This window comes from Bradyrhizobium huanghuaihaiense (assembly GCF_025200885.1).
Lineage (GTDB): Bacteria > Pseudomonadota > Alphaproteobacteria > Rhizobiales > Xanthobacteraceae > Bradyrhizobium > Bradyrhizobium huanghuaihaiense.
This window is the reverse complement of the sequence record NZ_CP104172.1, coordinates 5,749,953-5,773,116: the sequence shown is the minus strand read 5'-3', so window position 1 is coordinate 5,773,116 and position 23,164 is coordinate 5,749,953. Positions and strand designations below refer to the sequence as shown.

Below are 23,164 nucleotides of genomic sequence, written 5' to 3'. Positions count from 1 at the left end.
GATGACACAAATGCGACCGCATGTGCCGTGCTTGGATGAACGACTTTGGCGGACATCCCAGGTGCACCCATGAGGGGATACCTCGCCTATGTGGGCCGGCGGTTCGGTCAGTTTCTGCTGGTTGTCTTCATCGGCATCAATATCGCTTATGTCGTCACCCATGCTTCGCCAATTGATCCCGTCGAGCAATCGATCTCGGCAGTGACCTCCTATGGCAACACCGCCCCGGGAGCGATCGAGCAGATGCGCAACTCCTTGCGTGAGCTCTATGGTCTCAGCGGTACGCCCGTTGAGCAATACCTGCTGTTCTGGAAGCGGATCCTTCGCGCCGATTTCGGTCCCTCGATGTCGGCATTTCCAACTCCCGTGGCCACCCTGGTCTGGCGAGCGCTGCCCTGGTCGGCGGGACTCCTCGCGGTTTCGACCCTTGTCGCCTGGGGGCTCGGAAATCTGCTGGGCGGACTTGCCGGCTACTACCGGCAGAGCCGCGGTCTGAAGTTGATGGGGATGATCGCCATGGGCCTCCATCCGATTCCTTACTATATTCTGGCGATGCTCCTGCTGATCGTTTTCGGCTTCCTTTGGCCGGTGCTTCCGATCACCGGCGGCTCGGCGATGAATCTGCCCCAGGCATTTACCCCCGAGTTCGTTGTTAGTGTGCTGCAGCACGCGATCCTGCCGGCGCTCTCGCTGATCCTGATCGGCGTGGGGAGCTGGTTCCTCGGCATGCGCTCGCTGGTATCCAATGTCCTGGCCGAGGACTTCGTCGTCTATGCCGAACTCGCCGGCGTGAGATCCTGGCGTATCCTGACATCCTACGTGATGCGTAACGCGCTCGTGCCGCAGGTGACCGGGCTCGCCATGTCGCTGGGCGGAATCTTCAACGGCGCCGTGATCACCGAAAAGGTGTTCGGCTATCCCGGTCTCGGCTCGCTCCTGGTCGACGCCGTCTATGCCGGAGATTACGGGCTTGTCCTCGGCGTGACCACCATCTCGATCCTCGGCGTGTCGATCGGCGTGCTCGCCATCGATCTTCTGTATCCGTTGCTCGATCCCAGGGTGAAGGTCAGCTGATGATCGTACTTCTGCGCGATCTGCTGCGCGACAGTCCTGAATTCCGGATCGGGGCCGTGCTGGTCGTCTTCGTTCTGTTGCTGTCCGTGCTGGCGAGCTTTTCGCCCTATCCGCCGGAGAGCGTGTATGTGGTGCCGCCCGACGTGCCGCCGACGCTGACCTACTGGTTCGGCACCACATCGCGCGGCCAGGACGTGTTCTGGCAATTGAGCTTCGCCATCCGAAATACATTGTTGTTCGGATGCACGGTGGCTCTGATCAGCCGCCTGTTCGCGCTCGTGATCGGACTCATCAGCGGCTACAGAGGGGGGTGGATCGATCGCGCCCTGATGTCGGTAAACGATACGTTCATCGTCATTCCTCTGCTCCCGATCTTGGTGCTGTTCTATTTCATGATGCGCGACCGCATCTCCTGGCTGATGCTTGCGCTGATCATGGCCTGTTTCGGCTGGGCCTATGACGCCCGGCTGATCCGTTCGGTGGTCATGAGCCTGAAGGCGCGCGAATTCACCCAGACCAGCCTTTTTTCCGGGATGAGCACACGGCAGATCCTCACCGAGGAGCATTTGCCTTATGTCATGCCGATCATATTCTCGACGACCATGAACAACATGGTGTGGTCGATCGGACTTGAGGTGACGCTCGCGGTGCTCGGCTTCACCGACATCAACACGCCGACGATCGGGGGCATGATCTATTGGGCCAACCAGCACACCGCAATGGTGGCAGGAGTCTGGTGGTGGATCGCCTTTCCGACCATCACGGTGATCATGGCGTTTATCGGGCTCTTCCTGCTCGCGGTATCTGCGAACGCCTACATCGATCCACGAAGCCGCCTCTGGAGCGTCGGAGAGGCCTCGTGATGCGCGCCATCGCCCAGCAGCCGCACGTGCCCGAAGACGCCCAACCGATTCTTTCGGTTCGCGACCTCCAGGCCCATTACCGGACCAGCTACTTCGGTGTCAGGCGCGGCGTCAAAGCGGTCGATGGCGTCAGCTTCGCTGTTCGTCGTGGCGAGATCTACGGGCTTGCCGGAGAGTCCAGCTCCGGCAAGACCACTCTGATCAAGAGCATCGCAGGGGCGATCAGACCGCCGCTCGAGATCGTGGGCGGAAGCGTGGAGTTTGCATTCCTGCCCGGGTATGGCGGATTGCACCGCGCGCCGCCGGTGGACGTCGCGCGGATTCGCTGGCGGCATCTGTCTTATATCATGCAGGGATCGATGAACGTGCTGAATCCGGTTCGCCGTGTCCGATCGGCGTTCGTCGATTTCGCATATCCGCATATCGGCGGCAGCCGGAAGCAGTTTGAGCAACAGGTGATCGCCCATCTGGCGCAGGTCAGGCTCGACCCATCGGTGCTGGCGGCCTTCCCGCATGAGCTCTCCGGGGGCATGCGTCAACGCGCCACGCTTGCGCTCGCAACGCTGTGCCGTCCTGATTTCATCATCGCCGACGAGCCTACGACCGCACTGGATGTGGTGGTGCAGAAGGAGGTCCTTGGCATGATCCGGGGCATTCAGCGGGAGAGCGGCTCGTCGGTCCTGTTCGTCACCCATGACATGGGCGTGCATGCGCACATCACCGACCGCCTCGCCATCATGTATGCCGGGCGCCTTGTGGAAGAGGCCGCAACTGCGGAGATCTTCCGGAATCCGCTTCACCCTTACACCAGGCATCTCATTTCCAGCCTTCCGCGCATCGGCGACGATGCTCCCCGCGAGGGACTTGGCGGCGCCCCGCCCAATCTCGCCGATCCCCCGCCCGGATGCCGATTCCATCCGCGCTGCCCGCTCGCAACCGAGATTTGCAAGCGCCAGGTCCCTGCCATGCTGGAAGCCGACACCGGGCATCGCGTTGCCTGCTTCGCCGTCAACCAAGGCAGCCGGGCATGAACGATCTGCTCCTCGACATCTCCGAGGTCAGCAAGACCTTCGTCCGGGGAGGGCTATGGTCGAGGCAGAAGATCGCTGCGGTGAACGAGGTGAGCTTCCAGCTTGCCGCCCGGCGACCAGAGATCTTGGCGATCATCGGGGAATCCGGGAGCGGCAAGACGACGCTGGCACGGATGATCCTGAACATTGAAACGCCGACCAGCGGCAAACTGGTGCTCGATGGCATCGACCTTGCTGCCATTCGAAACAGCGCCGGTCGTATGGCGTTCATGCACAAGGTGCAGCCGATCTTTCAGAATCCCTTTGAGTCGTTCAATCCGCTGAAGCGGCTCGATCGATATCTGTTCATGACGCGACGCCGGTTTTCCGGTACGGCCGGCGAAGGGGCAGCCGAAACGACCGTTGATGACGCGCTGCACAAAGTCGGGCTCTCGCTCAAGGAGGTACGCCATCGATACCCGCACGAGCTGTCCGGCGGACAGCTTCAAAGGGCAGCAATCGCCCGGGCACTTCTAGCCGAGCCGAAACTGATTGTCGCGGATGAGCCGGTGTCCATGATCGATGCGTCGCTGCGCATATCCATCGTCAATCTGTTCAAGACACTGCGGGACGATCTTGGGATATCGATCATCTATGTCACGCATGATCTGGCTACGGCCTACTACATCAGCGACCGCATCATGATCATGCAGAAGGGCCGCGTCGTCGAAAGCGGCGATGCGAGAATGGTGCTGAAGGCGCCGCAGCATCCCTATACGCGCCAATTGCGTGAAGCCGTGCTATAACCTGAGGCTCCCGAGCCGCGGCAGAAATACCTAGCATGAACTACACCAGCCCCGGGGCACCCGAGAGAAGAGCATGAGGAAAGCAAGCGTTCTGATCGACCGCGACTTCGCCATCGGTCACACCGATCCACGCCTGTTCGGTGCGTTCATCGAGCATTTGGGTCGGTGCGTCTATGGCGGCATCTACGAGCCTGGCCATCCGACCGCGGACGAGAAGGGCTTTCGCAGGGATGTGCTGGCGCTGGTAAAGGAGCTCGGCCCGACTCTCATTCGATACCCCGGCGGCAACTTCGTCTCGGGATACAATTGGGAGGACGGCGTCGGGCCGCTGGAGGCGAGGCCGGCGCGCCTGGACCTTGCCTGGTTCAGCACGGAGCCGAACGGCTTCGGCACCAACGAATTCGTCGATTGGTGCAAGGCCGCCGCCGTCGAGCCGATGATGGCGGTCAATCTCGGCACCCGCGGCGGCGATGCGGCGCGCAGCCTGGTCGAATACTGCAACCATCCGGGTGGAACGGCCTGGTCGGAGCTGCGACGCAAGCACGGCTGGGACAAGCCGCATGACATCAAGCTGTGGTGCCTCGGCAACGAGATGGACGGACCTTGGCAGATGGAGCACAAGAGCGCCGCCGCCTACGGTGCGGTCGCCAGCGAAGCGGCTAAGATGATGCGCTGGGTGGACCCGACCATCGAGCTTGCTGCGTGCGGTTCGTCGGGGCGCAACATGCCAACCTTCGGCCAGTGGGAAGATACGGTCCTCGAGCACACCTTCGATCATGTCGACTACATTTCGCTCCATACCTATCTCAACAATTACAGGCAGGACACAGCATCGTTTCTCGCAAGTCCCGACCTGATGGACAGCTTCATCGAGGAGGTCGTCGCCTTGGCCGATGCGGTTGCAGCCAAGCGGCGTTCCAACAAGCGTCTCATGCTGAGCTTCGACGAATGGAACGTCTGGTATCGCACGCGCCGCAGCCGGGCCGACCGGGTGAAGGAAGGTTGGCCGGTGGCACCGCCGATCCTCGAGGAAATCTATACGATGGAAGATGCGCTCGCCTTCGGCGGCGCCTGCCTTTCCTTGCTCAATCATGCCGATCGGGTAAAGGTCGCTTGCCTTGCGCAACTCGTCAACGTCATCGCGCCGATCATGACCGATACGGGCGGAGGCGCGTGGCGCCAGACCATCTTCTTTCCTTTCGCACATATGAGCCGCTTCGGCCGCGGCAAGGTCCTGCGCACGCAGGTTGAGTCCGACAGTTACGATTCGTCCTACTATGATCCTCGAGGCGCGCAGGAGCTAACCTTCCCGGTGTCCAACGTGTTTTATTTGAAGGTCGCGGCAGTTGCAGGAGAGGGCGGCGGTCTTTCGATTTTTTTACTTAACCGAGACCTGAAGCGGGATATGCAGGTCAATGTCGAGGCACGCGGTTTTGGCCGTTTCGTTGTTTCCCAGGCGATTGAATTGCGCCACGACGATCTCCATGCGACAAATACGAAGGACGCGCCGGAGCGGGTGAAGCCGACGCCGCTGCAGGAGGCGACCATCGAAGGTGACCTGCTACGAGTGCATCTACGCCCGGCGTCATGGAACGTGATTCATTTGTCGGTGCACTGACAGACTGCAGATCCTAGTTGACAGACCTGCTGCCCTTAGACTGAGGAAACGCCCAACTTCGACGGCAAATCGGAACCGAGAGGGACCCGCCTAGCTCATGACAGTCGGAGCGGAGGCGAGGGCTAAGGATGAGAATGATGTCGACGCTTAGGCCGGGTAGATGCCCATGAATTCACTGTCGACCGTGTTGCTCTGCCACGAAACCCACCTCAGGTCGCCCCCTGCTGAGCTGGCAACGTGAACTGAAACACGGCCCCGCGAGCCTGGTTGTCGCTCGCCCACAAGCGTCCGTTATGGGCCTCGATGATTGAACGGCAGATCGCAAGTCCCATGCCCAAGCCGTCAGGCTTGGTGGTGTAATATGGATCGAAAACATGCACGAGCGTCTGTGGATCGAGGCCTGGCCCGGAATCGGCGACTCGGACCAGCACGATGTTTGCGTCGGTCGCGGCGGTGGTGATGAGCACGTCTCTTGCCCCTTCGATAGTGGCCATAGCCTGGATTGCGTTGACAACCAGGTTGAGCAAAACCTGCTGCAACTGCACGCGGTCCCCCTCGATCGGCGACAAAGTCTCCGCAAGTTCGATCCTCACCGAAGTGCCGGTTTTCAGCGCTTCGCTATGGGTTAGAACGAGCACTTCCCGTATCACCTCGTTGAGATCCACACGCTCCTTTCGCGGCGGCGCTTTTTGGAAGAGTTCACGAATCCGACCAATCACTTCACCGCTGCGATGGGCGTCGTCGGCGATTTCACGTATTGATAACCGCGCGTTCTCGATATCGGGCACCGTCCGAGCCAGCCAGTTCAGCGCCGCACCCGCGTTGAAGGCAATAGCGCAGATGGGTTGGTTGACCTCATGGGCGATGGAAGAGGTAAGCTGACCCATAGTGGCGACCCGGTTCGCGTGCGCCAACTCAAGCTGCATTCCCTGATAGCGCCGTTCGCTCTCGCGCGCTTCGGCTTCCGCCCGCTTGCGTTCCGTCAGGTCAAGGACGAAGGAGACGTATTCGTCATCGGATCCAGCCAGCGAGGCGGAGCCGATGAGAACAGGAACGTGGCTTCCGTCCTTTCTGAGGAATTCCTTCTCACGCGGCGCGATCTGCCCCCACAACCGGAGATGTTCGATCCGCTGCGTGTCCTCGTTCCAGTATTCCGCCGGGGTCATGTCCTTCCAGCGGACCGCGCCCGAAACCAGTTCCTGCCTGGAGTATCCGGTCATGTCTAGGAAGGCATCGTTTGCGTGGCTGATATCGCCGCTGCCGTCCCAGAACAATATTCCGATAATGTTGGAATCGACGAGACGCCGGATGCGGGCCTCGCGCTCCTGAAGATCGCGGTAGAGGAGAGTGTTCTCCAGAGAAATCGCTGCCTGAGCGGCCAGCAGGTCAAGCACCGCAACACGATCGGGCGTGAAGGCGTGGGTCGTCAGTGTGTTCTCCAGATAGAGCAACCCGATGAGCTTGGCTTGCTTCATGAGCGGCAGGCAGAGGATCGATCTGGGACGCCGTCGATGGACGTACTCTTCGCTGTAGAGTGGATCAGGCTGCGTCGTATCATCGACGATGAGAGGCTTTTGCGAGCGAATGACGTAGCGCAGCAATGCCTCCGGGCAATCGGGTGCGGAGAGGGGTGTCCGGTGCATCACAACCGCAAACTCGTCGCCTTTGGATTGGCCCTCCGCCTCGATCCAGAAGTCATCGTGTCGCGACAGGATCAGCAAGCCGCGATCAGCGCCTGCGTTCTGTAGAGCGATCTTCATCAGTGTTCCGATGAGCTTCGGCAGCTCGATTTCACTGGAGACGGCCTGAGACGCCTTCACCACGGTTGTGACGTCCATGTGCCCGGCGGTCAGGCTCCCCGCGGACCTGGGGTCCTCTGCAACGTGGAGGTGAGGATAGAGGTGTTCGAGTTGTCTTGCTTTGGCGTCAGCTCCCCAGCGGAGAAATCCGTAGTGAGCATCGCGTAGATAGGCATAGGCGATCTTCTCGAAGCCGCGCGTTGCGTAGAAGCGTCCGGCCAGTTCGTTTGCGATCGCCTCGTTCTGAACAAATCCGCTAGCGCGCGCCGAGGCGATCGCGCGGTCATAGAAGCGCATCGCATCGAGTTCGCGACCTTCGATGCGCGCAATCTCCGCCGAGATCAGAGTGGCACGGTCAGCAAAATCCTCTGGACAGATCTCGGCCCATTGCTGAAGCTGGCGATAGTGGCTCGCCAGGTCATCGAGATGCGGGGCTCGTTCGCTTGCCGCTGCGGCCTCGCCGAATGCAGCCTGTGCCAGCGCAGCATAGAAGTGAAACTCGACGCGGTCGAAGAGGGCTTTCGAGGTCCACAGGAGCCGATCGCCCTGCGCCACCGCCGCGATCGCAGCGGGGTCGTCGGTGAGGACCAGAGCCTGAAGCTTGCGCACCCAGTACCAGAATCCGGCCTGCTCCAGATGCGGCTCCGCCTCGAGCCGACGTTCAAACTGAAGCTCGTTGAACTCGGCATCATCAAAGCAGCCGAATTTCGTGGTGAGACCGCGCAGTGTCCGGATCAGCTGGAGCTGCCCGGCAATTCGATCGGCCGCCAGCTCAACGCGCGCCAGGCGTGCGAAATCGAGCCCGGCCTCGGCCTCCCGCTGCACGTCGGCGAGTGGATCTCCGCAGGCGAGAAGATGTGTCAAGAGATGGTGACGGGTAAAGCTGGCGTAGTTGATGTCGCCGACCTGCTGCGCGGCGTCGAAGGCGCGCCGGAGCCAAGGGCGGCCCGTCCTCACATGTTGCGTCCAGCTGCCAAAGCCAAGATAGACGCGAGCCTTGAACCGATCCAGCCCCCGTCGTTCGACGAGGTCGAGGCCGAGTTGGGCGAAGCGGTAGCCGGCAGCGTAGTCGCCAAAGTCGGGGCCAAGCACGGTGCCGAGCACGATGTAGGCGAGGCAGGAGGCGTCGGAGTTGCCGTATTCCATGCTCAGATTGGCCATCCGTCCGATGATGAGACGGCGCAAGCGCTCGTCGATGAACCAGGCAGGTGAAACCAGGACCGTGAGAACGTCCATCGTTCCGAGCGCGACCGGATCGGCCATCCGGGGCAGGTCGAGAAGGGCCTCGATTGGACGCTCACCGATCTGTCGCCACATCCGCTCGTATTCCCGCCCGACCTCCTCCGATGCTGGGTGCGCGGACCAGGCGATGCCGACGCGGCGCAAATAGTCGAGAGCAATTTCGACGTCGCGATCGCTGGGCTCCATGCGGAGCCGCGTGACGGCCGCGAGATCGGGCAGAGCGGCTGCGCGGCTCGCCAGCTCGGCAAGGCGCATTTTCGCCGCTGCCTGCTCACCAGCGACGAACTCGCATTCGGCCCGCTTTAGCGCCAGGGCAAAGCTAAGCGCGTAATGCTGCTCCCAGCGATCCTCCGGGAGCATGGCCTCTCCGGCGGCGAAGTGAGCGAGTGCCATGGCAAAGGCGGGCGCCGCCTTGGCGCGCCGGCCGGCCAACAGGTTCAGCTCCGCCAGCTTCACGCGCTCCTCGCTCGCGGTGATCAAGGCTGCGCCGCGGTTGAGTTGGCTCACGATCTCGAAGACATTTTCCTCGATTGCTCCCGATGGGGTTCGTGCCGCGAACAGTCGGCCAATGCGCAGATGGGCCGCAGCCCGTTCTTCCTCCGGAATCAGTGCGTAGGCCGCCTCCTGGAAGCGGTCGTGGACGAACCGATAGGCGTCGGCCTGAGGCTCCACGAATTCCTGGCGGACGGCAGGCCACAGGTCTGCGTGGACCTGCTCATCTGACGTGCTGAGGACGATCGAAAGCACCGCGACCTCGGCGATATTCCCAAGACAGGCCATCTGCTGCAAGGCCGTGCGCGTCGCGACGGGAAGCCGGGTGAGCTTTCCCGGCATGAGGTCGATGACGTTGTCGGTGTATCGCTTGGCGTGGATCCGATCGAGATCCCAGGACCAGCGCGCTGCATCATGGTCGAACGCGAGCAGTCCTTCCTCGACCAGCGAAAACATGAACTGGATGGCAAAGAACGGGTTGCCACCGGTTTTCTCATGCACGAGCTGCACCAGCGGTGCGGCGTGCTGGCGTTCGCAGTGAAGTGCGTCCTCAAGCAACTGGCCGAGATGCCTGCGGCCGAGCGGCGCGAGCGTGATCTCCACGACCCGTCCACCCCGTGTCCTGATGGCCTCGCGCATGCGCATCACGGGATGAGCGGAATCCACCTCATTATCCCGATAGGCGCCGATCAGCATCAAATGCTTCAGATTCGACCGGGTCAGCAGATCCTCGAGTAGCTCGAACGTCGCCATATCGAGCCATTGCAGATCATCGAGAAACAGCACCAGCGGATGTTCGGATCGGGCAAAGAGGCCGATGAATTGCTCGAACACGCGGTGAAAGCGCCCTTGCGCGTGCTGGAGCGGCAGCTCGGGAACAGGTGGTTGTTCGCCGATGATGACCCTCAGGTCCGGGATCAGGTCCACGACGAGCTGTCCGTTTGGACCGAGCGCGCTCAAGAGATCATGGCGCCACTCGTTCAGCTCGGTCTCGCTCTTCCCCAGGAGGGGCCGGACGAGGGTCTGGAACGCCTTGGTGAGCGCCGCGTAAGGGACGTCGCGCTTGTGCTGGTCGAACTTGCCCGATGCAAAAAGCCCACGCGAGGGCACGAGCACTTTATGGAGCTCGTTGACAACAGAGGATTTTCCGATCCCGGAATATCCCGAGACCAGCGCCAGCTCGGGCGTGCCGTTCTTGACGATGCGCTCGAACGAGGCGAGCAACATCGCGCCTTCGTGCGCTCTTCCGTACAACTTCTCGGGAACGAGCAGCCGGTCGGGCGTATCGTGCTGGCCCAGCGGGAAGTCGTCGGTGTGCCGTCGAAGCTCCCACTCCGCAAGGCAGTGCTGAAGATCCCTTTCAGCGCCGGCTGCAGTCTGATAGCGCTCCTCGGCCATCTTGGCGAGCAGCTTCATGATGAGCCTGGAAACCGCAGCGGGGATGTTCCCGGATCGCTTGATCGGCGGCTCCGGCTCTCTTGCGACGTGGCAGTGCACCCACTCCATCGGATCGGACGCGGTGAATGGAAGCGAGCCGGTGACCATCTGGTAAAGCGTGACGCCGAGTGAGTACAGGTCACTTCGGGAGTCGATCGAGCGGTTCATGCGCCCGGTCTGCTCGGGCGACATGTAAGCGAATGTGCCGGCGATCGACTCGGGCGGGGCCGGGGACTGCCGTTCGCGTAAACGGCGCGACGCGATGCCGAAGCCGGTGAGGTGCACGCTGCCGTTGCTGCGATTGACCAGGATATTTGCTGGTTTGATATCCTTGTGCACCAGACCGCGCTGGTGGACCTTGCTCAGGGCCGCGGCAATCTGGATCGCCAGGCGCAGGAAGCTCCCCATCTCCATAGGAGCGTCCATCAGCCAGGTGAGCGGCTCGCCACCGAGATCTTCGAGGACAAGAATGGTGCGGCTGCGATTTTGCACAAGCTCCAGCGGCTTCGCCGCCCAGGCACTGTCCAGTTCGTCCTTCAGCGCAAATTCGTGTGCGAGCCGATCAAGGCTATGCTGCGTTGGATGTTCCGCAGCCGGAACGACGGCCAACACAACCTGTCGCTCACTGTCGATGCTTTCGCGGCGGGTTCGGCACAGGAGAATCCCTTCCTCGTCGCACAGAACCTGCGGACCTTGGACCCAGCCAGCGCCCATAAACGATGAAAGGTTCATGCCGGTAAACCATGCCGCGGCCGAGCCGAATAGGGCTCGCCCGGTCCGCCGTATCATCCTCTACAGAGCCGCCCCGATGTGTACCGAATCTTCGTTTCTGCACGTCCGAGGTATGAGGGGTAAGACGCGAGTGACACGATGGGGCCGAACCCCTCGCCTTTATTCCCGCGCCTGGTTCGATGGCTAAACCGGGCGGGTCAGAGTACCATTTACCTCAATCTCGTCAACTTTCCGCCTCCGCGCAATCATGCGAAGCCCATGCGAGCGGCGGACGGATTGTCGTATCTTGGCATGCAGCAGAGGTCTGCTTCCGCGCATCATGGCAACTTTGAGGAGTGCATGGGTCTATGTGGCGGCGGCTACGATAGTTGCGAGCGACCACTTGAACGAGATCTGTACCAAACGGCGAGCGAATGCAGCGGCCCGGGCAGCTCTTGGCGTAAAGTGGACCACTCTTCATCGGCCTCGATGCCGGGGGTCGGGCTTGACGCGATCCAACAGGACAGTCCCGCGACTGAGAAGCCGATCTAGTTTTCGCTTGGCGAACCAGCCTGACTTGCCGACGATCGTTTATCTGTTGGAAGTTCCGTCAACGAGACGATCCGATCGCTGCCGAATTTTGTAGGCGAGCGATCAAGGTCTCCAATCTTTCAAAAAATCGGAATTGGTCACAGTTGTAACGCGCTTCGTCCGAGCTGAAACGATGCTGTGACCGGCTCGTCGCCTCATACCTGCGCACATCGGCGAGCAAGGCGGCTGCCGCGACGGAGTGTTCGTGGCGCACTGACTCGTCAACAGCAGCTATTTCCCGAAAGAACAGGTGCGCAATGATAGACCGACACGCAGTTGAGCTTCCGCAAGAACAAGAAGTGAAGGTGTATCATAGGACGAATGGCAGAGATCGTGCCGATACCAGTTACGATTCATCGGCGGGGGTGGATGAAACAGTTGTGGCTCGTGCTCGCAATTTTGTACCGGAGCTTCGTTGCCGCTCGAATGAAATCCGCACGATCGGCAGAATCCCGCACGATCTTTTCGATCGCCTCTTTGCGAACGGACTGTTTGGGCTGTCGACGCCCCGCAACTACGGCGGCTTGCAAGCAAACGTTAAGGCCAGCAAGGCCGCGATCACAGAGCTGGGACGCGGAGATCTATCCGTTGGCTGGGTTGCGGCGGTGATGAACAACGCTGCATGGATCCTTTATGCGCTGTTTCCGAAAGACGTCAAAGACCGGTTGTCCGCCACGCCCGGCGGTTTCCGCGGGTGCGTCGCTGCGTCCGTCATAAAGGCCACGGTGCGCAAAGCGCCCGGAGGCTATGTGATAGAGGAAGGTCGATGGGCTTTCAATTCCGGCGTCCATCATGCCAACTGGGATGTGCTTGCGATACCCCTGGCAGACGACGTTGGAAATATCATCGACCACGGCCTCGCTCTCGTGCCAATCGAAGACGTCAAAATTTTGGACGATTGGGACGCAATGGGTCTCAGCGGCACTGGCAGTTCCGGCGTGATTGTCAAAGACGTCTTTGTGGCCGAAGAGCTTGTGACTTCGGCCTCTGCATTGCTCGCTGGTGAGACTCAAAAAGCGTCGGAAACAGCGCCGCTGTATCGCGCCGCTGCTGATCCCTTGCTAACGATTTCGCAGTTCTTCCCGGCTCTGGGCGCTGCACAAACTGCCGTTGACATCTTCCTTGATCGCTTGCCCGGCCGCATGATTTACGGCCTCAACGAAAAGAGAATCGAATCCGCCGTGACGCATTTGCAGATCGGAGAAATTACCGCAAAAATCGATGCGGCGGATGTGCTGGTGCAGCGCGCAGCCGAAGCCCTCGATCGCAATGCGGAGTCTATGGGTGAGTATATGTCAACACTCGATCGCGCCCGGATTCGTCGCGACATCGCATTTGCCGTTCGCCTCATCATGGAGGCGGCGGACACGCTCGCATCGGCCTATGGCGGATCGGCTGCGGGAACTGCCGATCCTATGGGGCACACCTGGTGCGATCTTCGGGTCGCGGCTTTGCACGGATTGCTGGTGCCTTCAACAAGCCTCGAACTCTACGGCCGGCTCCGCTGCGGCCAGCCGCAGAAGGGGGCAATGGTGTAAGAAATGGCAGCAGCGACCCCTAACGCCAGCGTGCCCGGAAAGCATTGGGGCCGCGACGGTCGCCCTTCGGCTGATCGCAAATGGGGCCAGATCGCAAGTGACTCTCCTGTCAAGGCTATTCCTGCTGGTGGCTGTCGCGCTTTTGCCGGCGATCGCGCTCCAGGCGTACAACGAATTCGATCGTCGGTGCGCGCGCCAACTCGAAGTGCAGGACCATGCGCTCAGCCTGGCCAAGCTCGCGGCGGCAGACCAGCAACAAATCGTCCAGGGAATTCGTCAGGTCCTGATCGCGCTGTCGGAACTCCCACAGATCAAGTCGAGGGATAGCCTGGGATGCACGACTTACCTCGCTGCGGTGAAGGAGCGGTTTCCCGCATTCATTACCTTCTTCGCGACCGACTTGAACGGCGTGAGTTTTTGCCACACCGGCGATCAAAAGCAGATTGACGTTTCCAAGCGCGCCTACTTCGCGAGAGCGCTCGCGACCGGTGCATTCGCGGTCGGAGAATTCTCGATAGGTCTGGCGTCAGGCCGGAAAGTCATACTGTTTGCGCTGCCATTCTACGACGAGAATGGGAGTATGGGCGGCGTTGTCGCTGCGAGTCTGGGCCTGGAGTGGCTCGCCGACCACATCACTCAAAAGGGGGCTTCGAAAGGAGTCGCGCTTGCCGTCAAGGACCGCAACGGAACCTATCTTGCCCGCTACCCCGACAACGACCGGTTCGTCGGTACAAAGATGCCCGGTGACAAACATTTGACGGTGGACGACCGCGGCGCGGTCGATATCGTCGATGTCGATGGCGTCGAGCGGATCGAAGGCTACTCCGCCCTTCAGGAGGACTCCGGCGGGCTTGTCGTCAGCTTCGGCCTCGACAAGGCGCAGGCTTTCGCCGAGATCCAACGTGAAACGCTGCGCGACACATTCCTGATCCTCTTGAGCACCGCGCTGGTGTTGGCACTGGTGTCGTTGGGCGCCCGGCAGTTGATCCATCGCCCGCTTGGGCAGCTGGTCGATGCCGCGAACCAATGGCGGCTCGGTGAATTTGCGCGCCGCGTAGACATCAGCGGAAATGCAGAAATCGCGCGGGTGGCCGACGCATTCAACACCATGGCGGACGCGTTGGAGCACCGTGAGCAGGAATTGTCCAAGGCAAAGGAGATAGCCGAGGAGGCGGCTGCCCGGATCACTACGATCTTTGAAAGCACAAACGACAGCGTAGTCATCATCGATCGGGACTGGCGCGTCAGCTATATCAACGGGCCGGCCTGGGCACAGGTCGCCGAGGGCCGCGATATCATCGGCATGACTCTGTTCGAGGCGTTTCGAGGCGACCGTGACAGGGAAATCTTGCACCAAATTCGGGAGAAAGTGTCAGAGGATCATCCGGCGTTCGCCGAAGTGTACTGCCCGCTCCGGAAAATCTGGTACGCAATCAATGCGTTTCCTTCCAGCCAGGGTGTCGCAATTTTTCTCCGAGATATCACCGAACACAAGCATGCCCTGGAGGCGCGCCGCCTGGCCGAGGAGCAGTTGCACCAGAGCCACAAGATGGAGTCCGTAGGCCAGCTCACTGGCGGAGTTGCGCACGACTTCAACAACCTGCTCACGGTGGTCTCCGGGAATCTCGAACTCGTCGAGGCGGCCACGGATGTCGGCAAGGTTCGCAAGTTCGCCGCGGCCGCACAGCGTGCCATTGACCGGGGGACGGAACTGACAGCGCAGCTTCTGGCGTTTTCACGGCGGCAAACATTGAACCCAAAGGCGGTCAACGCCAACCGGCTCATTTCCGCGTTTCAGGGGCTCGTTCGGCAGGCCGTCGGGGCGGCATGCGAAGTCAAGCTGCGGACCGATGATCAATTATGGCTGTGCCAGGTTGATCCGTCGCTGCTGGAAACCGCTCTCCTCAACCTGGTGCTGAACGCACGTGATGCCATGCCAGATGGCGGTGTGCTCCAGATCGAAACGCGGAACATCGTAGCGGAAGAGGGCGCCATTGCGGTGTGTTTGGCGGGGGCCTACGTCAGGCTGTCCGTCACAGACACCGGGTGCGGGATGTCTCCTGAAGTGCTGGATCGGGTGTTTGAGCCCTTCTTCACGACCAAGGAGGTCGGCAAGGGGACCGGGCTTGGCCTCAGCGTGGTCTATGGCTTTGTCCGACAGTCCGGAGGACACATTACCATTGAAAGTGCACCTGGAGCGGGAACCACGATTGCTCTGTATCTGCCTAAGGCCACGCAGAAACTTGAACCTGAGGAAGAAACCCGACAGGCTCAGCCTATAACAACCGGCTCGGAGCGAATCCTGTTGGTCGATGACAACGACGATATTCTGGAAGTCACGTCGGAAATGCTGACCGTACATGGCTATCAGGTTTCTTGTGCCCGAAGCGGTGCGGAGGCGCTTCGGATCCTTCAGAGCGACCAGGAATTTGAACTCTTGTTCAGCGATATCGTGATGCAAAAAGGTATGAGCGGAGTTGAGCTTGCTCGCGAAGCGAGGCGACTGCGGAGAGGCATCAAGATACTGCTCACGTCGGGTTACGCGAGGGATGTGTTGCAACGACATGATGCCGTGGATGAGTTTCCGATCATACGCAAACCTTTTCGCTCTGTAGATCTGGCGCGAAGCCTCCAGGAAGTCCTGCGCTGTGCAGGGTCCTCGTCAGCCGACCGATAAAGCTGGGCAACTGTACTTGCTGCGTTTTCGTTCGATCTTGATAGCAAATTCCCGGAGTTTCATCGTATCAATTTCAACCGGTCATCAGGCAATAGGGCTGGAAAGCCTGAGCCTCGGTTTCATGAGGTCGCCACAGGAAGCGTGAAAACGTAGCCGACGCCGCGTTCGGCGCGGATGATCGAGGGGCTACCCCCGCTGTCCTCGAGCTTGCGGCGCAAGCGCATGACTTGCATGTCGATGCTGCGGTCGAATACGTCTTCGTGGACGCGCGTCGCTTGCAGCAGGTATTCGCGGGACAGCGGTCGCTGTGGTGCATCGAGGAATGCTGTCAATAGCGCATATTGCCCCTTGGTAAGGGCGACCGGTTCGCCTCGCGGATTGGTGAGGCGGCGCGTCCGCCGCTCGAGGCGCCATCCCCCAAAGCGAAGGCTGCCTCTCTCGCTCTCGCGCTGCCGTTTGGTCGGTTCCGCGTCTCGGCGTCGCAAGATGGTGCGGATGCGGGCCAACAATTCCCTCAAGCTAAATGGCTTGGTGATGTAGTCGTCAGCTCCGAGCTCCAACCCGACGATACGGTCGATCTCGTCGGGCCGGTGCCCGGTCGTGATAATGACGGGTATATCGGATCGCGCGCGGAGTTCACGAAGCAGATCGAGGCCATCTTCTCGCCCGAGCCGCAAATCGAGCACGATCAGGTCGGGTTGGTTGCGCGCAAGAAGCGGTGCCACGTCGCACAGCCGGGATGCGCAGATCACGCGGACGTCATTTTCCTCCAGATAATTCGCTACCAGGAGGCGGAGGGCGTCATCGTCCTCGACGAGGAGGCATGTGAACGTCGGGTGCTGTTTGCTCGGTGTGTCCGTTGGTCCAAGCGGTCCACCTGCCGCGCTGGCGAAAAGAGCGGTTGTTCTATCGATACATTCGTCCATTTTATTTCTCCGACGCTCCCGGATCGCTTTGGGATGCGCCATATCGAATACGCGTCTTGCGACGCTAGTCCGCGGATCAAGTAAGTGGCCGCGCCACCGCAAGAGTTGGTTGCAGCGCTGATGCGAAAAGGCCGGTCGTGAAATAAATTCGTATTGATTTGCCAAATGGGCGCTTTAAGGGGGCCGACTACGACCTTTCCGTTGGCAGCACGTGCATACGACTACATCGGTGCGCTGGTTGATTTCCGACTGCATGAACGCTTCGCCGGAAATGGAGGCGTGGCCTGGAACTGACCTCCTTTCGATGGGGCGCGGCAGCACCGCGCCCCAACGACTCTCACTCGGGGAGGATCGGCGTCGGCGCTGGTCGAAACGCAAGGTGCCGCTCAATTTCGACGCGGCGCGGTTCAAGTGACTCGGGCAAGCAGAGAGATTGACCGAGATCCTCGCTATCCTCGTCTACGGTAAAATCGCTGGGCGTCGAGACGGCACAGATATGGCCGTCGGGATCACGAAAATGGAAGAGCTTCGAATAGACTGCGTCCTGAATGCCGGAAACCGCGACGCCGGCGCGCTTCAGGCGTTCGCGTTGATCGGCAAGCGCCGGCTCGTTTTCGACCTCCAACGTGAAATGATGGGAAAGACCGGTTCCGAGCCGTCCCGGGGCATAGTTGGGCAGGCCGAAGAACGTGATTACCGAACCGGGAGAAAGGTCTTCATCGCACGCATAGTAGTAGTGCGTTCCACCCTTCTCGTCGAGGTAGTCAGTCTTCTTGATTAGATGCAGTCCAACTGTTTCGACGAAAAACTTCTCCGTGCGCTCTGCGTTACTGGAAATTGACGTGATATGGTGGAAGCCACGCAACGCGTAATCATCGCCGATAACAGGCATCGGAGCCGGCCAGGTTTCTGACACGATGGACAATTCGCTCCGGCCGCCGACCAGATTTTCCGCAGGCTGATGCTTGAATTCCGATCCCAGAACAACTTCGTCATGACCGAAGCCGGGTTCCGACGTTGCGATTTCGATGATCGCGCCATCCGGGTCGGGAAAATAGATCGCATGGAAGTAGTGCCGGTTATATGGGCCAGTGACATGAATGCCAAAGTCCGTAAGCCGCCGCTTCCACTTCAAAAGTCCGTTTCGATTAGGGACGTGAAGGGCAAGATGATGGTTGGTGCCGGCGCCCCAGCGCCCCTTAGGATCACCTGCGCGCGGGTTTGCAACAGCATCTGCCACGAGGGCGGGATCGGTAAATCCTTCCTTCGGCATCATGTAGAAGATCGGATTCCATTCGAGATAGGTTATGGTTTGCGATCGTGGCTCCTCCGCGAGGCTGTTGAAGCCGAAGGTGATCACTGGCAATCGTCCATCGAGATGGCTGACAGTGCGCTTGACAACGCGAAGACCGAGCATGACCGTATAAAACTGCTCGACTCTTTGGAGATCCGCGCAGACGAAGGTCTGGCTGTTGACGCCGTTGATGATCATCTGATTCATGATTTTAGCTTCTCCTGTTGTTCTGCGCTAAGACGGCTCTCCCAGCGAGGCGGACTTCCGACGTGAGCGATGATGGCAGCGGACAGCGCTCTTACTTTCCGTGCCAGAAAACGGTTCTGCGGATAAACGATGCAAAGGTCATCTGGCACCAATTGCCAATCGAGATCGACGACCTGGACCTCTCGCGCCTCGATCGCCTTGTGAACGATGAAGAGGGGCAGTGCTGCAATCGCCACGCCGTCTTTCACAGCCGCCAGCTGGATATCGCCACTATTGACCCTCATGCGGCTCTTTGGCGTCACGCTCTTGATCTCGTCGCCTCGGCGGAAAATCCATTCCGACTGAGCGGTGAGATTGGCATAGCTGACGGCGTAGTGGTTCTCGAGACTCTCGATCGAGTGGGGTTTTCCGTGCTCGGCAATGTAGCGCGGCGAGCAGACCACTACCCGATTGCTCAGCCCGAACCGGCGCACAATCAGCGCGGAATTCTTCAGCCTTCCAATTCGGACCGCCATGTCGAAGGAGTCGCCGACCAGATCATGCATGCGGTCGTCGAATTCGATCTGGAGATCGATCAAGGGATGGGTTTGTAAGAAAGTCGAAAACACGTCAGTCAGATGTAGTACGGCAAAACTCATCGGGGCGGCGATGCGGATCGTGCCGGAGAACTCGTCCTGCCGATCGCTCACCTCTTCGGCTGCCAGTTGGAAGTCCTCGGCGATTTTCTGGCAACGCTCAAAAAAATATTTACCGCTCTCGGTGAGGGCCTGCTGCCGCGTCGACCGGCTCAGCAGCCGGACATTCAGGGCTGCCTCCAGTGCGCTGAGGCGTTGACTGACGACAGACTTGGAGACGCCAAGACGCCGACCGGCTTCTCGCATGCTTCCCGCTTCGACGATTGCGATAAACGTCGTGATGACATCGATACGAAGGTTGGCGGGTTTCATGCCGTTCCGTGTGAGTTCTTGAGCAACTACACCTCCCTTTGATTCATCCCAACACGAGCCCCTTTTGGTCGACCTGTTACTTTCGCCTGATCTCTTCGCCGAGTGCCCACTTCGAGAAGTAGACATTGATGCGGAAGGCGGTGTTCTCCTTGAGGATGTCCATGACGCCTTCGGTGATGACCAGCCGCTTTCCGTCCGGTTGCCTCCACGGCGGAGACGAAGCCGGAATCGAGCCAAGCATTGATCGACGTGCGACCCTGCATCGGATCATTGGGGAAGACATCCTTGGTGACCTCGGGCACGAAGGGACCGGCGGAGGCGTTCGCGGTTACGGTCGTCAGCAAGGTCGGAAACTTGAAGAGCTTCGCAGTCCTGGCGATGATCTGCAGATTGCTTCTGAGTTTCAGGTGGTCATGGCTCTCAACGCCCATGAACATCTGCGGCTGGAAATCAAGAACGAGCGCTGCGTCCTCGGGTGAGACATGCTGGAGTAAACTAGTCGGCATTGTCTTTCCTTTGAGTCGTGAACACTTCGTTGCGGAAGAGTCATAAGCCTAAGGAAGGGCGGACAGTCCAAGTAGTGGCCTGCAGACATACTCTGTATCCGACAAAACCGGACAATTGTCGCTGTATCGCCGGTGCAGCCGGCCTTCTCCGCGGCGAGATCGGGAACCGACCGGGCGCGCGAATTGTGAGCATATGGCAAGACACTACAAGGCTGGCGCTGGCGCTACAATCCGTAACATCTGTAACGAATTGGACCGCACTTGAAACGGCTTTGGTACGGCTTGGCAGCCAAGCTTCACGCCTGTTGTTGGGGAAGTCTTCACGAACAACCGTCAGGACGGCCGGTATGCTGGAAAAGACTCAGGATATTGATGGTGCCCTCCGTAGGCTCAGTGGCCAGATCGAAGGTCGGATCTCAACACAAGGCGATGAAGCCTATAAGGCCGCCTGCGCCATCTGGGCGAAGCCGGTCGGGCGCCAGCCTCGTGCCATCGTCCATTGTCGGGCGCCGCAGGACATCCAGTTTGCCGTTGCGGCCGCGCGTTCTGCAGATCTTCCGCTGTCCGTGCGAGGCGGCGGCCATGATTGGGCCGGTCGCGCGTTGTGCGATGGGCTCGTGCTTGACCTTGGTGGTATGCGGGATGTGGTCGTTGAGGCCGACATTGCCTGGGTCTCCGGCGGGAGCCGTGCCTCCGATCTGCTCGCGGCGACCGATCCACTCGGGCTCGCCGCAGTGACAGGCTCGTGCAGTACGGTCGGCATGGCCGGGCTTACACTGGGTGGCGGCTACGGTCCGCTGAACGGACGTTTTGGGCTAGCGCTCGACAATCTGATAGCGGCCGACGTCGTCCTGTCGGACGGCCGGCTGGTGATCGCGGAGCGCGGGCGCAACGAAGACCTATTCTGGGCCTTGCGCGGCGGCGGCGGCAATTTTGGCGTGGTGACGGCTATGCGGATTCAGCTGCACCAACTGCCCTTTGTCGTTTCCGGCGCGCTGGTCTATCCGTTCTCGCAAGCGCGGGGCGTACTTCGACGCTGCGCCGACGTGGCTCGCTTCGCACCGGACGAACTGACCGTGCAGGTCGTCGCGGGGGCGGCACCTGATGGCACGCCGGTCATCATGATTGTGCCGACCTGGAGTGGTTCGCGCGACGAGGCCGACACCCATCTAGCGCCATTCCTTGAGCTTGGGACGGCGCTCTCCAATACTGTGGGAACGGTTCGCTACGGCGCTTCCGTGTCGCTGTTTGATCCGGCCATCGTGAATGGGCAGCGTGTGTTTATGGAAACGTGCCTGCTTCCCGTACTCGACGAGGCTGGCATCGACATTCTTTTGAAAGCAATGGCGAATGCGCCATCCGCCGGCTGTTCCATGATCACCCATGAGTTCAAGGGAGCAGCCTCGCAGGTCCCATTGGAAACGACTGCGTTTGGCTTGCGTCGGGACCATGTGTCCATCGAAATCCTTGCGTCATTTGACGACGGATCGCCGACGGAAGAACGGCGGCATCGACAATGGGTACGTGAGGCCCGCGAGGCGTTTACGAATACCGCGCTTCCTGGCGGATACCCAAACATGCTGGGCGAGGGTGAGGTCGCGCGCGCTGCAGCGAGCTTTGGCCAGAACGCTGATCGACTGCTCCGGGCCAAGCGTTTTTATGACCCGGACAATGTGTTCCGGTCCGCTATCCCGCTGCCGATCGTTGTCGAAGCTCGGGCGCGCGAATCGTGACCACGCTCGCGGCCGCGTTGCTCGAGGGCCTGAAGGAGCACGGCGCGCGCGAGATTTTCGGCATCCCGGGCGATTTCGTCCTTCCGTTCTACAAGGCGATCGAGGAATCGCGTATCCTGCCTCACTACACTCTGAGCCACGAGCCGGGGGTCGGCTTCGCGGCCGACGCAGCCGCGCGCTATCACCAGGGCTTGGGCGTCGCCGTGGTCACCTATGGGGCCGGCGCGTTCAACCTGGTCAATGCAGTCGCCGGCGCCTACGCGGAGCGTTCGCCCGTGGTGGTGATCGCCGGCGCGCCGGGCGCGCGTGAGCGCGCGGGCGGCTTCCTGCTGCATCACCAGGCGCGCAGCATCGACACCCAGCTCGCGGTGTTTCGCGAGATCACCTGCGGCCAGGCGGTGCTAGACGATCCCGGACGCGCGCCCGAGGCGATCGCGCGCGTGCTGCGCAGCGCGCGCGAGCAGTCCCTGCCGGTCTACATCGAGGTGCCGCGCGACCTCGTCGGCGCGAGAACCGCGGCGGTGCCGAGGCTGGCGCGGCGGCCGGCCGATCCCGGCGCGCTCGCCGAATGCGCCGAGGAGATCCTGGCAAAGCTCGCACGGGCGCGCGCGCCCGTCATGATCGTCGACGTCGAGATCCGCCGCTACGGGGTCGAGGCCAAGACCGCAAAGCTGGCGCGGACGCTCGAGCTGCCGGTGGTCACCACCTTCATGGGGCGAGGCCTGCTGGAGGACGCCGCCGACGTCATGGTCGGCACTTATCTAGGCGCCGCCGGCCATCCCGAGATCACCCGGCTGGTCGAGGACGCCGACGCCGTGCTGCTGCTCGGCGTGATCGTCAGCGACACCAATTTCGCGCTGTCGCAGCGCCAGCTCGATGCGCAGCGCACGATGCTGGCGGTCGGCCGCGAGGTGCGGGTCGGGCACCACGTCTACCGCGACGTGCCGATCGAGGACCTGGTGGCCGAGCTGGTGCGGCGCGCGCCGCGCCGAAACAAGGTGGCGGGTCGCAAGCGGCTGGCGCTGCGCTACCCGCGCGGGCTCGCGGCCGACGACCGCCCGATTGCGCCGTCCGACGTGGCGGCGGCGATCAACGACCTGTTCGACCGGCACGGCAAGATGCCGATGGTGGCCGACATGGGCGATTGCCTGTTCGTTGCCATGGAGATTGACAACACCGCGCTCGCGGCGCCCGGCTACTACGCCGGCATGGGGTTCGGCGTGCCGGCCGGCATCGGCGCCGCGGTGGCGACGCAACGCCGCCCGCTCGTGCTGGTCGGCGACGGCGCATTCCAGATGACTGGTTGGGAGCTCGGCAACTGCCGCCGCTATGGCCTCGATCCGATCGTGGTGCTGCTCAACAACCGCAGCTGGGAGATGCTGCGCGCGTTCCAGCCCGAGTCCGTGTTCAACGATCTCGACGACTGGCATTTCGCCAGGATCGTGCCGGCGCTCGGCGGCACCGGCGAGCGGGTGACGACGCGTCGCGAGCTCGCGGCGGCGCTGGAGCGGGCGGTACAGAACCGCGGCCGCTTCGCGCTGATCGAGGTGATGCTGCCCCGCGGGACGACGTCGGACACGCTGGCGAGGTTCGTCGCCGGCTTCAAGGCGGCGCGGGCGCCGGCGGACGCACACGGTGAATCCTGACCTGCCAGTCATTTGTTGGAGTGCGTGTAGGGTAGGCAAAGGCGGCC

At 61.1% G+C, this 23,164-nt stretch carries 14 protein-coding genes; 10 read left to right on the top strand and 4 right to left on the bottom strand.

All coding sequences use genetic code 11. The features are described from left to right. Positions 1–69: 69 nt before the first annotated feature. From N2603_RS27735 to arfA, 5 genes are all read left to right on the top strand, one after another. Positions 70–1,074 carry an ABC transporter permease gene (locus N2603_RS27735; protein ID WP_260384627.1) on the top strand — a complete coding sequence of 335 codons (1,005 nt, stop codon included), beginning with the start codon at positions 70–72 and terminating at the stop codon, positions 1,072–1,074. After that, the gene (locus N2603_RS27730) at positions 1,074–1,937 is read left to right on the top strand and encodes an ABC transporter permease (protein WP_260384626.1); all 864 of its coding nucleotides are present in this window, start codon (positions 1,074–1,076) and stop codon (positions 1,935–1,937) included. The genes N2603_RS27735 and N2603_RS27730 overlap by 1 nt, the downstream gene beginning before the upstream one ends. Next, a complete protein-coding gene (locus tag N2603_RS27725; RefSeq protein WP_260424269.1) occupies positions 1,937–2,968 on the top strand; it encodes an ABC transporter ATP-binding protein in 1,032 nt (343 codons plus the stop codon). Before N2603_RS27730 ends, N2603_RS27725 begins: the two co-directional genes overlap by 1 nt. Next, positions 2,965–3,753, top strand: a complete 789-nt coding sequence (locus N2603_RS27720; protein WP_260384625.1) for an ABC transporter ATP-binding protein — start codon at positions 2,965–2,967, stop codon at positions 3,751–3,753. Before N2603_RS27725 ends, N2603_RS27720 begins: the two co-directional genes overlap by 4 nt. A 73-nt stretch (positions 3,754–3,826) precedes the next feature. Continuing rightward, positions 3,827–5,371 carry an arabinosylfuranosidase ArfA gene (arfA, locus tag N2603_RS27715; protein WP_260384624.1) on the top strand — a complete coding sequence of 515 codons (1,545 nt, stop codon included), beginning with the start codon at positions 3,827–3,829 and terminating at the stop codon, positions 5,369–5,371. Between the two features lie 209 nt (positions 5,372–5,580). Here arfA and N2603_RS27710 read toward each other — a convergent pair whose 3' ends face one another. Beyond that, positions 5,581–11,073: a trifunctional serine/threonine-protein kinase/ATP-binding protein/sensor histidine kinase gene (locus N2603_RS27710; protein ID WP_260384623.1), complete on the bottom strand. Its 5,493-nt coding sequence runs from the start codon at positions 11,071–11,073 to the stop codon at positions 5,581–5,583. 869 nt (positions 11,074–11,942) lie between these two features. On the opposite strand from N2603_RS27710, the gene N2603_RS27705 reads away from it, so the two are divergent. Further along, positions 11,943–13,181: an acyl-CoA dehydrogenase family protein gene (locus N2603_RS27705; protein ID WP_260384622.1), complete on the top strand. Its 1,239-nt coding sequence runs from the start codon at positions 11,943–11,945 to the stop codon at positions 13,179–13,181. 127 nt (positions 13,182–13,308) lie between these two features. Then, positions 13,309–15,858, top strand: a complete 2,550-nt coding sequence (locus tag N2603_RS27700) for an ATP-binding protein (RefSeq protein WP_260384621.1) — start codon at positions 13,309–13,311, stop codon at positions 15,856–15,858. A 119-nt stretch (positions 15,859–15,977) separates the two neighbouring features. On the opposite strand, the gene N2603_RS27695 is transcribed toward N2603_RS27700, so the two are convergent. The 3 genes from N2603_RS27695 to N2603_RS27685 form a co-directional block, all read right to left on the bottom strand. Further along, the gene (locus tag N2603_RS27695; protein WP_018645452.1) at positions 15,978–16,784 is read right to left on the bottom strand and encodes a response regulator; all 807 of its coding nucleotides are present in this window, start codon (positions 16,782–16,784) and stop codon (positions 15,978–15,980) included. A 337-nt stretch (positions 16,785–17,121) separates the two neighbouring features. Continuing rightward, positions 17,122–18,285, bottom strand: a complete 1,164-nt coding sequence (locus N2603_RS27690; RefSeq protein ID WP_260384620.1) for a VOC family protein — start codon at positions 18,283–18,285, stop codon at positions 17,122–17,124. Continuing rightward, the gene (locus tag N2603_RS27685) at positions 18,282–19,232 is read right to left on the bottom strand and encodes a LysR family transcriptional regulator (RefSeq protein WP_018645454.1); all 951 of its coding nucleotides are present in this window, start codon (positions 19,230–19,232) and stop codon (positions 18,282–18,284) included. Before N2603_RS27685 ends, N2603_RS27690 begins: the two co-directional genes overlap by 4 nt. A gap of 161 nt (positions 19,233–19,393) precedes the next feature. Between N2603_RS27685 and N2603_RS27680 the strand changes: the two genes are divergently transcribed. The 3 genes from N2603_RS27680 to ipdC all read left to right on the top strand — a co-directional run bounded on the left by N2603_RS27680 (position 19,394) and on the right by ipdC (position 23,117). Beyond that, positions 19,394–19,711 (top strand): hypothetical protein, encoded by a 318-nt coding sequence (locus N2603_RS27680; protein ID WP_260384619.1) that lies wholly within the window; start codon positions 19,394–19,396, stop codon positions 19,709–19,711. A gap of 374 nt (positions 19,712–20,085) precedes the next feature. After that, positions 20,086–21,471 (top strand): FAD-binding oxidoreductase, encoded by a 1,386-nt coding sequence (locus N2603_RS27675; RefSeq protein ID WP_260384618.1) that lies wholly within the window; start codon positions 20,086–20,088, stop codon positions 21,469–21,471. Further along, positions 21,468–23,117 carry an indolepyruvate/phenylpyruvate decarboxylase gene (gene ipdC / locus N2603_RS27670; RefSeq protein WP_260384617.1) on the top strand — a complete coding sequence of 550 codons (1,650 nt, stop codon included), beginning with the start codon at positions 21,468–21,470 and terminating at the stop codon, positions 23,115–23,117. The genes N2603_RS27675 and ipdC overlap by 4 nt, the downstream gene beginning before the upstream one ends. The last annotated feature ends 47 nt before the right edge of the window (positions 23,118–23,164 follow it).

Coding starts and splice junctions, on each gene's coding strand:
- N2603_RS27690 (WP_260384620.1), bottom strand. CDS start 18,285: ATGAATCAGATGATCATCAACGGCGTCAACAGCCAGACCTTCGTCTGC.
- N2603_RS27730 (WP_260384626.1), top strand. CDS start 1,074: ATGATCGTACTTCTGCGCGATCTGCTGCGCGACAGTCCTGAATTCCGG.
- N2603_RS27725 (WP_260424269.1), top strand. CDS start 1,937: ATGCGCGCCATCGCCCAGCAGCCGCACGTGCCCGAAGACGCCCAACCG.
- N2603_RS27735 (WP_260384627.1), top strand. CDS start 70: ATGAGGGGATACCTCGCCTATGTGGGCCGGCGGTTCGGTCAGTTTCTG.
- N2603_RS27685 (WP_018645454.1), bottom strand. CDS start 19,232: ATGAAACCCGCCAACCTTCGTATCGATGTCATCACGACGTTTATCGCA.
- N2603_RS27675 (WP_260384618.1), top strand. CDS start 20,086: ATGCTGGAAAAGACTCAGGATATTGATGGTGCCCTCCGTAGGCTCAGT.
- arfA (WP_260384624.1), top strand. CDS start 3,827: ATGAGGAAAGCAAGCGTTCTGATCGACCGCGACTTCGCCATCGGTCAC.
- N2603_RS27680 (WP_260384619.1), top strand. CDS start 19,394: ATGACGCCTTCGGTGATGACCAGCCGCTTTCCGTCCGGTTGCCTCCAC.
- N2603_RS27695 (WP_018645452.1), bottom strand. CDS start 16,784: ATGGACGAATGTATCGATAGAACAACCGCTCTTTTCGCCAGCGCGGCA.
- N2603_RS27720 (WP_260384625.1), top strand. CDS start 2,965: ATGAACGATCTGCTCCTCGACATCTCCGAGGTCAGCAAGACCTTCGTC.
- N2603_RS27710 (WP_260384623.1), bottom strand. CDS start 11,073: ATGAACCTTTCATCGTTTATGGGCGCTGGCTGGGTCCAAGGTCCGCAG.